This window comes from Agromyces intestinalis (assembly GCF_008365295.1).
In the GTDB taxonomy this organism is placed as follows: Bacteria; Actinomycetota; Actinomycetes; order Actinomycetales; family Microbacteriaceae; genus Agromyces; species Agromyces intestinalis.
On sequence record NZ_CP043505.1, the window covers coordinates 2550657 to 2563558 of the forward strand.

The window sequence follows — 12902 nt, forward strand, 5'->3', positions numbered from 1 at the left end:
CGCCTGGCGTGCCTCGGACTGAACACGGTGCCTTCAGCGGGGAACAGGGCGTCAGACGCGCGCCGACTCCGGTTCGGTCGCACCCTCGTCACCCGATGCACCCTCGTCGCCGGTCGCACCCTGACCGCCTGCGAGCGCCGCCTCGGCATCGAGGTCGGTGGCGGCCTGCTCGAACTGCGAGTTGTAGAGGCGGAAGTACGCACCCTGCGCGGTGATCAGCTCGTCGTGCGTGCCCTGCTCGACGATGTCGCCGTGCTCCATCACGAGGATGAGATCGGCGTCGCGGATCGTCGAGAGCCGGTGCGCGATGACGAACGACGTGCGACCCTCGCGCAGCGCGGCCATCGCGTGCTGCAGCAGCAGCTCGGTGCGGGTGTCGACCGAACTCGTCGCCTCGTCGAGAATCAGCACCGACGGCTGCGACACGAACGCGCGGGCGATCGTGATCAGCTGCTTCTCGCCGGCCGAGATGTTCGAGGCGTCCTCGTCGAGCACCGTGTCGTAGCCGTCGGGCAGCGAATGCACGAACCGGTCGACATAGGTCGCCTTCGCCGCCTCGATGATCTCGTCGTCGGTGGCGTCGTCGCGGCCGTAGCGGATGTTCTCGCGGATCGAGCCGGCGAACAGCCACGGATCCTGCAGCACCATGCCGGTGCGCGCCCGCACATCGTGGCGGGTGAGTGCCGCGATGTCCTGACCGTTCACGAGGATGCGCCCGCCGTCGAGCTCGTAGAACCGCATCAGCAGGTTCACCAGCGTCGTCTTGCCAGCACCCGTCGGCCCGACGATGGCGACCGTCTGCCCGGGTTCGACCCGGAACGACAGGTCGCGGATCAGCGGGTGCTCGGGCGAGTACGAGAACGCGACGTGCTCGAACTCGATCGTGCCGTCGCCGTCGGCGGGCGCCGGGGCGTCGGCGTCGTCGGCCTCCTGCTCGTCCTGGTCGAGCAGGTCGAAGACGCGCTCGGCCGACGCGGTGCCCGACTGCACGACGGCCATCATGCCGCCGAGTTCGGACAGGGGCTGCGTGAACTGCTGCGAGTACTGGATGAACGCCTGCACGTCGCCGAGCCGCAGCTGACCGGTCGCGACCATGAGCCCGCCGATCACGGCGATGCCGACGTAGGTCAGGTTTCCGATGAACATCATCGCGGGCATCATGATGTTCGACAGGAACTGCGCCTTGAAGGATGCCTCGTACAGCTCGTCGTTCTCGGCGCGGAACGCCTCGAGCGACGACCGCTCGCGACCGAAGACCTTCACGAGCGCGTGGCCCGAGAACGACTCCTCGACGCGCGCGTTCAGACGGCCGACCTTGCGCCACTGGATGCCGAACGCCTTCTGCGACTTCGGCCCGATGACGCCGAAGATGACGGCCATGAGCGGCAGGGTGACGAGCGCCACGAGCGAGAGCTGCCACGAGATCGAGAACATCATGATGAGCACGCCGACGACCGTGAGCACCGCGGTGAGCGCGCCCGACAGCGACTGCTGCATCGTCTGGGTGATGTTGTCGATGTCGTTCGTCACACGCGAGATCAGCTCGCCGCGCTGCACCCGGTCGAAGTAGCTGAGCGGCAGACGGTTGATCTTCGCCTCGACCTGGTCGCGCAGCCGCCACATCGCCCGCACCATGATGACGTTGATGACGTAGCCCTGCAGCCAGGTGAGCACCGATGCGGCGAGGTAGAGGAACATCACGAGGATCAGCACCTGGCTGAGCCGCACGAAGTCGACGCCCTCGCCGGGCACCGCGCCGGCTGCCGCGACGATGTTCGCGATGTCGCCCTGGCCCGAGGCGCGCAGCATCTCGACGGCCTGCTCGGTGGTGAGCTCGGGCGGCAGCTGCGCGCCGATGAACCCGGCGAAGATGATGTTCGTCGCCTCGCCGAGGATCTTGGGCGCGGCCACGGTCAGCACGACGCCGATCGCGCCGAGCAGCGACACGAACGCGAACCCGAACGCCCACGGCTTCAGCAGCCCGAGCATGCGGCGGAACGCCTTCGGGAAGTCCTGCGCCTTGCCGGGCGCGACCGCACCGCTCCAGTCGTCGGCCGACAGGCGGGCCTGCTCGGCGAGCTCGAGTTCGAGCCGCTCCTCTTCGGTCTGCGCGACCGCCGGTGCGGCGGCTTCGCCGACGATCTCGCCGGCCTTCTCCGCCTTCAATTCCTTGCGCCCGCTCATCGCGCGGCCTCCACTCCGAGCTGGGATTCGACGATCTCGCGGTAGGTCTGGCACGTTTCGAGCAGCTCGTCGTGCGTGCCGATGCCGACCATGCCGCCGTCGTCGAGCACGATGATGCGGTCGGCGTCGGTGATGGTCGACACGCGCTGTGCGACGACCACCTTCGTCACCTCGGGCAGCTCGTTCCAGAGCGCCTGGCGCAGCCGCGCGTCGGTCGTGAGGTCGAGCGCCGAGAACGAGTCGTCGAAGACCAGGATCTTCGGCCGGTGCACGATCGCGCGTGCGATCGCGAGTCGCTGCCGCTGCCCGCCCGACACGTTCGTGCCGCCCTGCGCGATGCGCGCGTCGAGCCGGCCCTCCATCTCTTCGACGAAGTCGCGCCCCTGGGCGATCTCGAGCGCCCGCCAGAGTTCGTCGTCGGTCGCGTCTTCCCGGCCGAAGCGGAGGTTCGACGCGACGGTGCCGGCGAACAGGAACGGTCGCTGCGGCACGAGCCCGATGCTCTGCCACAGCGCATCGAGGTCGGCGCGGCGCACGTCGACGCCGTTCACGAGCACCTCGCCGCCGGTGACGTCGAACAGCCGCGGGATCAGCGAGACGAGCGTCGTCTTGCCGGCGCCCGTCGACCCCACGACCGCGACCGTCTCACCGGGCTCGGCCCGGAAGGTGATCTGCGAGAGCACCGGGTGCTCGGCACCGGGGTACGTGAACGTCGCGCCGCGGAATTCGACCGCGCCCGGCTCGGGGAAGTCGGTGACCGCGTCGGCGGGGCGTGCGAGCGATGTGTCGGTCGCGAGCACCTCGCCGATGCGGCCGGCCGAAACCGCTGCACGCGGGATCATCATCGTCATGAAGCTCGCCATGAGCACGCCCGACAGGATCGTCATGACGTACTGCATGAACGCGAACAGCGTGCCGATCTGCATGTCGCCGGCGTCGATGCGGATCGCACCGAACCAGATGACGCCGATGATGGTGACGTTGAGCACCAGCATGACGAGCGGGAACAGCAGCACGAACAGCGAGCCGATCTTGCGACCGACGATCATGATGTCGGTGTTCGCGTCGCGGAACCGCGCCTCTTCGATGGGCTCGCGCACGAAGGCACGGATGACCCGGATGCCGGTGAGCTGCTCGCGCATGATGCGGTTGACGCCGTCGAGCTTGCCCTGGAAGCTGCGGAACAGCGGCACCATGCGGCTGATGATGAGGCCCGCGACGATGAGCAGCGTGGGCACCGCGACCGCGATGATCCAGCTCAGGCCGACGTCTTGGCGCAGGGCGAGGATGATGCCGCCGATGGCGAGCAGCGGCGCGGTCACGAGGAACGTCGCCGCCATCATCGTGAGCATCTGCACCTGCTGCACGTCGTTGGTGTTGCGGGTGATGAGCGAGCCGGGGCCGAACGTGCTCACCTCGCGCTCGGAGAAGCCCGACACGCGTTCGAAGACGTCGTTGCGGATGTCGCGGCCGAGCCGCATCGCGGCCTTGGCGGCGAAGTACGTCGCGATGATCGAGCAGAGGATCTGCCCGAGTGAGATCGCGAGCATGAACGACCCCGTCGACCAGATGAAGGCGGTGTCTCCTTGCGAGACGCCTTTGTCGACGATGTCGGCGTTGAGACTCGGCAGGTAGAGGCTGGCGAGCGCGGACAGGAATTGGAAGACGAGCACGCCCACGAGAAGCAGCCAGTAGGGCTTCAGGTAGCGCGCCATGAGCTTGATGAGCACGAGGAGATCTCCGAGACGGGTGCCCGTCGGCGGGCACTCGTCCATTCTGGACGGGGCCTCCGACATCGTCACGCCGGGGGCCTCGAACCGCGGTACGCGGTCGGCGAACACGCAGGTCGGGCCCGCATTCCCTCGCCCGAGACATCCGATCGGAGCCCGGCCGCAGTGCCGTCCGTCCCGAATCAGTGCTGGCACCGTGGCAGCCGACCGCCGCGCAGGCGGAACATGGTGCCGACCGGGCCGCACGACCCGGCCCCGACGGACCCGACCAGGGAGAGGGGCGCCTCATGCGCATCGAAGACGGCACCGGCGGGGCATCCCGCAACGAACGTCTGACACTCACCGACGCCGAGCGCGGCGTCGCCGAGCGGATCGGAGCCCGCGGGCTCGCCGCGCCCGCGCCGAGCGAGGCCGACCTGCGCGTCGAGCGCTCGAGGCGCGAGCTCAACCGACTGACGCGCGACGCGTTCACCGAACTCATCCCCGGCCTGTCCGATCGCGCCCGCGAGCACTCCGAGGCGTTCGAGACCGCGTTCGACGAGGTCAAGGGCCTCGGCGGCGTGATCGACCCTGCGCGCGGCTTCGACCTCGACGACCTCGTCGCCTTCCCGGCGCCCCCGCACCTCGTGACCTTCGACGACCTCGACCTGATCGGCGGCGCGCATGTCGGCGCGCTCACCCAGCCGGCGGGGGCTGGCGAGCTCTGGTGGGCCGAGACGAGCTGGGGCGTGACCGCACCCGCGAACAGCCTCTTCGTCGACATCGACAGCGGCGACCGCTCCCGCATCTGGGGGCACATCCGCTACGCCGGCGACGACCTGATGACCGGGTCGGTCGGCATCGCGATGACGTTCATCCTCAGCCCCGACCGGTACCCGCGCATGCCCAAGCGCACCTTCGAGGTGCGGCCCGAGCTGCGCACCGGCGGCTGGCTGTCGGGGTGGACCGACCAGTACCACCCCATCTGGCACGCCGACGACAAGTGGTCGAAGCTCTGGCGCCGGTTCGAGGCGAACCTGACGCTGAGCTCGGGCGAGTCGCTCGCGGCCTCCGCCCTGCACGACTCGCTGATCTTCCTCGAGAACGCGAACCCGGTGGGGCAGGCGAACGTGAACGAGTTCCTCGGCTGGGGTCCGATCCTGCGGTTCGACGCCGATTTCGCGGACCTGCGCCGACGCGGGGTGTCGATGATCCTCACGACGCTGCTGCGGTTCGACTTCCAGCTGGAGGGCGGCGCCGACCTGTGGTGGCGGCACCGCCCCGGATCGCAGAACGAGTCGGTCGCCGCCTTCGACAATGCGCTCGAGTACCGCTGCTGGCCGGGGTCGGTCGTGCCGGCCTGAGCGATGTCTCGGGTGGATGCTTCGGGCGGATGCCTCGGGGATCCGATGTCCGCGAGCGGTTGACCTCGCGGCCCCCGTCGCGCAAGGTGAGGAGATGGGGGAACGGCCAGAACGCACTCGACGGATCGGGCTCGGCGCAGTCGCTGCGCTTGCGGCGGGACTGCTCGCGACCGGCGCGACGGCGGGCGCGCCGCCCGCCGCCGCCGATGTCGAGCCCGTGAATCCGGTGCGGGTCGACCTCGACGGGCACCCGGCGAACAGCGGCTTCCTCGCGTTCATCGAGGGCGACGCGTTCCTCGGCGCCGACGAGGCCGAGGGCACCATCGCGGTCGGCGGCGACCTCGGGTTCGGCACCGGCTACAACATCGGTGCGTCCGGCAACCCGTCGCCCACCTTCGTCGCGCCGGGCGACCCCGACGGGGCGTATGTCTACGCCTACGTGGCCGGCGGCATGGACTTCAGCCAGGCGGGCGGCAACATCCTGCGGGTGCTGAACGGCGGCTACGCCAAGATCGGCGACACCTCGACCTACAGTGCCTACCAGGTTCCCCCGGGGTGGCAGGTGACGCCGGCGGGCACGCCCGCCGATTCGCTGCCGCGCATGGAGGGCGTCGTCCCGCAGTCCGCCGAGTCGATCGCGACGCCCGTGCCGCCCGGGCTCATCGACATCCCCGCCGCCTTCGAGCTCTATCGCACGCTGTCGACCGATCTCGCCGCCTGCCCGGCCACCATCCAGCTGCTCGACGACCAGGGCGTCTCGTTGCCGTCGCCGATTCCGGCCGGCGCGCGCGGGCACGTGCAACTCGTCGAGGGGCAGACGAACGTGCTGACCATCAGCGGCGACGACTGGGATGCGCTCAGCGAGATGGTCTTCGACGACGTGCCGACGGCCACGACGCCGCTGCTGGTGAACGTCACGGGCACAGAGGTCTCGGTCACGACGCCGAACATGCCCGGATCGGGTTCGGCGGCGGCGCCCTACATCCTGTGGAATTTCGCGGATGCCACGGCCATCACCGTGACCGGCGGCGATTCGCTCGAGGGCACGATCTACGCGCCGCGCGCGGACCTGCACTGGGAGGTCACCCAGAACATCGAGGGCAACATCATCGCGGCGGCGTTCACGCACGGCGGGGAGCCGGCGACCGGGACTCCTCGTGAGATCCACGACTTCCCGTTCGCTGCCGAACTGAGCTGCACGACCTTCGCCGAGCAGGCCGAGCTCACTCTCGTGAAGGAGGTCGTCGGCGGTACGGCGAGCCAGGGCGACTGGCAGCTCACCGCCGAGGGCGACACGATCACGATCACGGGTGCGACCGGCGACGACACCGTGACCGACGCGATCGTCGACCCGGGCACGTACCTGCTCTCCGAATCCGGCCCGGCCGGATACGCCCCATCGGGGTGGGTGTGCGTCGGCGCCACCGCCTTCACGTCGACGTCGGTCACGCTCGAGGCGGGCGACGACGCCGTCTGCACGATCGTCAACACGCTGACGCCGACGCCCCCGCCGACCCCGACGCCGACGCCCCCGCCGACGCCGCCGGTTCCACCCGAACCGCCGGCCCCGATCGAACCGGGCGGGCTGCCGGCCACCGGCGTCGCTCCCGGAGCATCCCTCGCCCTGATCGCTGTGCTGCTGGTCGCCGGGGCCGCGCTCGCGACCATGGGCGAGCGGCGCCGCGCGGCGCGAGCGGGCCGGCCCGGCACCGCGGTCGGTGGCCGCCGCTAGAATCCCCGCGTGACATCCGCCACCGCCGTCCGCTTCGCCCTCGACATCGACGGCGTGCCCCGCCCCGAGCGGGCGCAGGCGCTGCTCGACGCACTGCAGAGCCGGGTGGTCATCGCCGACGGTGCGATGGGCACGATGCTGCAACAGCACGACCTCTCCATCGAGGCCGACTTCGAGGGCCACGAGGGCTGCAACGAGGTGCTGAACGTCACGCGGCCCGACGTGGTCGGCAGCATCCACGATGCGTACCTCGCGGTCGGCGTCGACGCGATCGAGACGAACACGTTCGGCGCGAACTGGTCGAACCTCTCCGACTACGGCATCGACGACCGCATCCACGAACTCGCCGAGGCGGGCGCCCGCATCGCCCGCGAGCGCGTCGAGGCGCTCGAACACGACGACGGCCGCATCCGCTGGGTGCTCGGCTCGATGGGCCCGGGCACCAAGCTGCCGAGCCTCGGGCACACCACCTACGCGCACCTGAAGCAGACCTTCGCCGAGCAGGCCGAGGGGCTCATCGACGGCGGCGCCGACGCATTCCTCATCGAGACGAGCCAAGACCTGCTGCAGACCAAGGCCGCGGTCAACGGCTGCAAGCAGGCGATCGTGCACCGCGGCATCCGACTGCCCATCCTCGTCGAGGTGACCGTCGAGACCACCGGAACCATGCTCATGGGCAGCGAGATCGGCGCCGCGCTCACCGCGCTCGAGCCCCTCGGCGTCGACGCGATCGGCCTCAACTGCGCGACCGGCCCCGCCGAGATGAGCGAGCATCTGCGGCACCTGTCGAAGCACTCGCCCGTGCCCGTCGCGTGCATGCCCAACGCCGGGCTCCCGGTGCTCGGCGCCGACGGCGCGCACTACCCCCTCACGCCCGCCGAACTCGCGACCGCGCACGAGCAGTTCGTGCGCGAGTTCGGGTTGGGCCTGGTCGGCGGATGCTGCGGCACCACGCCCGAGCACCTCGCCGCCGTGGTGGAGCGGCTGCGCGGGTCGGATGCCTCGACCCCGGCATCCCGGCATGCCCAGCCCGAGCCCGGCGTGGCATCCCTCTATCAGCACGTGCCCTTCGATCAGGACGCCTCGTACCTGGCGATCGGCGAGCGCACGAACGCCAACGGGTCGAAGGCGTTCCGCGAGGCGATGCTCGCCGAGAACTGGGACGAGTGCGTCGAGATCGCCCGCAATCAGATCCGGGTCGGCGCGCACCTGCTCGACGTGTGCGTCGACTACGTGGGCCGTGACGGCGTCGCCGACATCCGCGAGGTCGTCTCGCGGTTCGCGAGCGCGTCGACGCTGCCGCTCGTGATCGACTCGACCGAGCCGGCCGTCATCCAGGCCGGCCTCGAGCTCATCGGCGGGCGTCCGGTGATCAACTCGGTCAACTACGAAGACGGGGATGCCGCGGCGAGCCGGTTCGGTCGCATCATGCCGCTCGTGAAAGAGCACGGCACCGCGGTCATCGCGCTCACGATCGACGAGCAGGGGCAGGCCCGCACCACCGAAGGAAAGGTCGCGATCGCGTCACGGCTCGTCGACTCGCTCGTCGGCGAATGGGGCCTCAAGGTCAGCGACATCATCGTCGACTGCCTGACCTTCCCGATCGCGACGGGTCAGGAAGAGACCCGCCGCGACGCGATCGAGACGATCGAGGCCATTCGCGAGATCACTCGCCGCTATCCCGGCATCCACACGACGCTCGGCGTCTCGAACGTGTCGTTCGGCCTCAACCCGGCCGCCCGCAGCGTGCTGAACTCGGTGTTCCTGCACGAGGCCGTCGAGGCCGGCCTCGACTCGGCGATCGTGGACGCCGCGAAGATCGTGCCGCTGGCGTCAGTCGACGCCGAGCAGCGCGAAGTCGCGCTCGACCTGGTGTGGGACCGCCGCCGCTACGACGACGACGGCAACCTGACGTACGACCCGCTCGCCCGCATGCTCGACCTGTTCGCCGGCGTCGACACGGCGGCACTGCGCGACCAGCGCGCCGCCGAGCTCGCCGCCCTGCCCGTCGGCGAGCGCCTCGAGCGCCGCATCATCGACGGCGAGCAGAAAGGGCTCGAGGCCGACCTCGACCTCGCGATGGCGGGCGGGCTCAGCGCCCTCGACATCATCAACGTGCACCTGCTGGCCGGCATGAAGGTGGTCGGCGAGCGGTTCGGCTCGGGCGAGATGCAGCTGCCGTTCGTGCTGCAGTCGGCCGAGACGATGAAGGCCGCGGTCGCGCTGCTCGAACCGCACATGGAGAAGCAGGAGGCATCCGGCAAGGGCACCATGGTGATCGCCACCGTCCGCGGCGATGTGCACGACATCGGCAAGAACCTCGTCGACATCATCCTCACGAACAACGGGTACAAGGTCGTCAACCTCGGCATCAAGCAGCCCATCTCCGACATCATCGCCGCGGCAGAAGCGCACGGCGCCGATGTCATCGGCATGAGCGGTCTGCTCGTGAAGTCGACCGTCGTCATGAAAGAGAACCTCGAGGAGCTGAATTCGCGCGGGCTGGCGAAGCGCTGGCCGATCATTCTCGGCGGCGCAGCCCTCACCCGCACCTACGTCGAAGACGACCTCGCCTCGATCTTCGACGGCGAGGTACGCTACGCGCGCGACGCGTTCGAGGGGCTCGCGCTGATGGAACCGCTCGTCAAGGTCGCGCGCGGCGCCGCGCCCGACGAGGTCGGGCTGCCGCCGCTGAAGAAGCGCATCCACGCGCAGGGAGCGAAGCTCACCCTGACCGAGCCGGCGGCCATGCCCACCAGGTCGGATGTCGCACGCGACAACGTCGTTCCGGCTCCGCCGTTCTGGGGAACGCGCGTCGTGCGCGGCATCGCGCTCGCCGACTTCGCCGCGTACCTCGACGAGCGTGCGACGTTCATGGGGCAGTGGGGGCTGAAGCCCGGGCGCGGCGCCGACGGGGCATCCTACGACGAACTCGTCGAGCGCGAGGGGCGGCCGCGGCTGCGGTACTGGCTCGATCGGATCCTCGCAGAGGGCATGTTGGATGCCTCGGTCGCCTACGGGTACTTCCCGGTCGTCTCCGAGCGCGACGACGTGGTCGTGCTCCACCACGGCGACGACCCTTCCGGAGTGCTGGGCCTGCCGGGCCTGCTCGCACCCGACGGCGGTTCTTCGGCGCCCGGCGACCTCGGCGCCGACCGCCTGCGCTTCCACTTCCCGCGGCAGCGCCGCGACCGGCACCTGTGCTTGGCCGACTTCGTGCGCTCGCGCGAGTCGGGCGCGGTCGATGTGCTGCCCGTGCAGCTCGTCACCGCCGGCGCGAAGATCGACGGGTTCACCGCGAAGATGTTCGCCGAGAACCGCTACCGCGACTACTACGAGCTGAACGGGCTCGTCATGCAGCTCACCGAGGCGCTCGCCGAGTTCTGGCACGCGCGCATCCGCTCCGAGTTGGGCTTCGCCGACGAAGACCCGGCCGACACCGCGGGCCTGTTCAAGCTCGAGTATCGCGGCGCGCGGTTCTCGCTCGGCTACCCCGCGTGCCCCGACATGGAGGACCGCCGCAAGGTCGTCGAGCTGCTGCGCCCCGAGCGCATGGGCGTCGAGCTCAGCGACGAGCTGCAGCTGCACCCCGAGCAGTCGACCGACGCGTTCGTGTTCCACCACCCCGAGGCGAAGTACTTCTCGGTCTGAGCGGGTCGCGACGCCGGCTCCGGCCGCACTCTGCACCCCCCTCCGCGCGCCGCGCCGCACCCCGGCCCGCCCGGCCCCCCTCGCGAGCGTTTCCGATCGCGCCGAGCGTTTCCGTTGGAACGGCCACGCTCGGCGCGATCGGAAACACTCGGCGGGCGTTGCGGCGGGTCGGGCGGGCGGGTCGGTCGGGCGGGCGGGCGGGCGGGTCGGGTCGGGCCGGGCGGATGAGCGTGCGGTCGGGTGGCGTGGGGGAGGCCGCAGGGGCGGGGCGGTGCCGCTAACGGGAGAGTTGCACCAACGGCATGAAGACCTCGTCGACGATGCCCTCGATGTCGGTGTCGTCGAGTGGGCGCATGGTCATCATCATCTGGTGGCGGAACAGGTCGAACGGCAGTTCGGCGACCCGATCGGGCAGCCGCGCGAGGTCGACCTCGCCGCGAGCAGCCGCGCGCTCGAGCAGTCGCCGGGTGCCGCCGGGCCCGCGGTCGCGCAGAATCCGCTCGCGCAGATCGGCGAGGGTGGTGCCTGAGTCGGCGTAGTACGCGCCGACCAGCACGCTGAACAGCGGCATGAGCTGTGAGCGCTCGGCGTTCGCCGACCGCAGCAGGCCGACGACGTCGTCGCGCAGCGACCCGGTGTCGGGCAGGTGCAGCGGTCGGGTGCCGACACCGTGGGTGATCGCGTCGCGGATGAGGGCGGTCTTGTCGGGCCAGCGCCGGTAGACCACCGGGCGGCTCGTGCCCGCGCGCTCGGCCACCGCCTCGAACGTGAATGCGCCGTAGCCGCCCTCGACGAGTTGGTCCCATGCAGCGTCGAGCAGTGCCTGTTCGAGCGCGGCGCCGCGGCGCCGGGTCGCCGGCGCGGCGGCGGGAGCGGCATCCGGATTGAGATCCATTTGCGTATCTTATCGCGTGAGCGTACGATCCTAATTAGATACATACATGTATCTCATCGATCCAGGAGCTCCCATGAAGTCCGATACCTCCGAACGCCGCGCGATCGTCACCGCGCTCGTGCTCGTCGTCGGCGGCCTCGCCGTCATCTTCGACAGCACGATCGTGAGCATCGCGCTCGACACCCTCGCGTCCGACCTGCACGTGCCGGTGAGCACCATCCAGTGGGTCAGCACCGGGTACCTGCTCGCGCTCGCGGTCACCATCCCGGTCGTCGCGTGGGGGCAGGCGCGCATCGGCGGCAAGCGGCTCTGGATGATCGCGCTCACCGTCTTCCTCGTGGCATCCGTGCTCTGCAGCCTCGCGTGGGACGCACCCAGCCTGATCGCGTTCCGGGTGCTCCAGGGCCTCGGCGGCGGGCTCATGATGCCGCTGATGGCGACCCTCGCGATGCAGCAGGTCGCGGGCACCGGGGTCAAGCTCGGCAAGCTGATGGCCGTCGTGAGCCTGCCCGCCGCGCTCGGGCCCATCCTCGGGCCGACGCTCGGCGGCGTCATCCTCACCTGGCTCGACTGGCACTGGCTGTTCTGGGTGAACGTGCCGTTCTGCCTGGTCGGGTTGCTGCTGGCGTGGCGGATGCTTCCGGCCGACGTGCCGACCGTGCGTGCGAAGCTCGACGTGGTCGGGCTGCTGCTGCTCTCCCCGGCACTCGTCGGCGTGCTCTACGGACTCAGCAACGCGGGCCGCGACGGCGGGTTCGGCCGGTTCGACGTCGTCGTGCCGCTCGCCGTCGGTGCGGTGCTGCTCGTCGCGTTCGTGGTCGTCGCGCTGCGGCGCGCCGGGGCGGCGCTCGTCGACGTGCGGCTGTTCGCGCGCCGCGCGGTCGGATCGTCATCGACCGTGCTCTTCCTCTCGGGCGCGACGCTGTTCGGGTCGATGCTGCTGCTGCCGCTGTACTTCCAGAACGTGCGCGGCGAGACCGCGCTCGTGGCCGGCCTGCTGCTGATTCCGCAGGGCGTCGGCACCCTCGTCAGCCGCACCCTCGCCGGCCGGCTCACCGACCGTATCGGCGCACGGTGGGTCGCGATCGGCGGGTTCGTGCTGACCGCCGTCGCGACCGTGCCGTTCGCGCTCGCGGATGCCTCGACGAACGGGATCTGGCTGCTGGCCGTGCTGTTCGTGCGCGGCGTGGGACTCGGCGCGGTGATGATCCCGGTGATGTCGGTCGCGTACGTCGGGATCGATCGGTCGGATGTCCCGCACGCGAGCATCCTGACCCGTCTGGCCCAGCAGTTGGGCGGCGCGTTCGGCACCGCGATCCTCGCGGTGATCCTCGAGGCCGGCATCATGGGCGCCGGATCGGCGGCCG

General features: G+C 70.2%; 6 protein-coding genes and 1 pseudogene. 4 read left to right on the plus strand and 3 right to left on the minus strand.

Translation table 11 applies throughout. From position 1 onward, the window contains the following. Positions 1-51: 51 nt before the first annotated feature. Positions 52-2184, minus strand: coding sequence for an ABC transporter ATP-binding protein (locus FLP10_RS11625; protein WP_149161011.1), 2133 nt, complete (start codon positions 2182-2184; stop codon positions 52-54). After that, complete coding sequence (locus tag FLP10_RS11630; protein ID WP_425457644.1) at positions 2181-3899, minus strand: ABC transporter ATP-binding protein; 1719 nt, start codon at positions 3897-3899, stop codon at positions 2181-2183. The genes FLP10_RS11625 and FLP10_RS11630 overlap by 4 nt, the downstream gene beginning before the upstream one ends. 302 nt (positions 3900-4201) lie before the next feature. On the opposite strand from FLP10_RS11630, the gene FLP10_RS11635 reads away from it, so the two are divergent. The 3 genes from FLP10_RS11635 (at position 4202) to metH (ending at position 10640) form a co-directional block, all read left to right on the plus strand. Beyond that, the gene (locus tag FLP10_RS11635; protein WP_149161013.1) at positions 4202-5257 is read left to right on the plus strand and encodes a hypothetical protein; all 1056 of its coding nucleotides are present in this window, start codon (positions 4202-4204) and stop codon (positions 5255-5257) included. A 94-nt stretch (positions 5258-5351) separates the two neighbouring features. Further along, complete coding sequence (locus FLP10_RS11640; RefSeq protein ID WP_168209186.1) at positions 5352-6989, plus strand: collagen-binding domain-containing protein; 1638 nt, start codon at positions 5352-5354, stop codon at positions 6987-6989. Positions 6990-6998: 9 nt separating this feature from the next. Next, positions 6999-10640, plus strand: a complete 3642-nt coding sequence (gene metH / locus FLP10_RS11645) for a methionine synthase (protein ID WP_149161015.1) — start codon at positions 6999-7001, stop codon at positions 10638-10640. Between the two features lie 277 nt (positions 10641-10917). Here the strand turns inward: metH and FLP10_RS11650 are convergent, their stop codons facing one another. After that, entirely contained in the window at positions 10918-11535 is a 618-nt protein-coding gene (locus tag FLP10_RS11650; protein WP_149161016.1) for a TetR/AcrR family transcriptional regulator, read from the minus strand. Between the two features lie 73 nt (positions 11536-11608). Here FLP10_RS11650 and FLP10_RS11655 point away from each other — a divergent pair. Continuing rightward, positions 11609-12859 (plus strand): annotated as a pseudogene (locus FLP10_RS11655) (MDR family MFS transporter); the annotation flags it as partial. Positions 12860-12902: the final 43 nt, after the last annotated feature.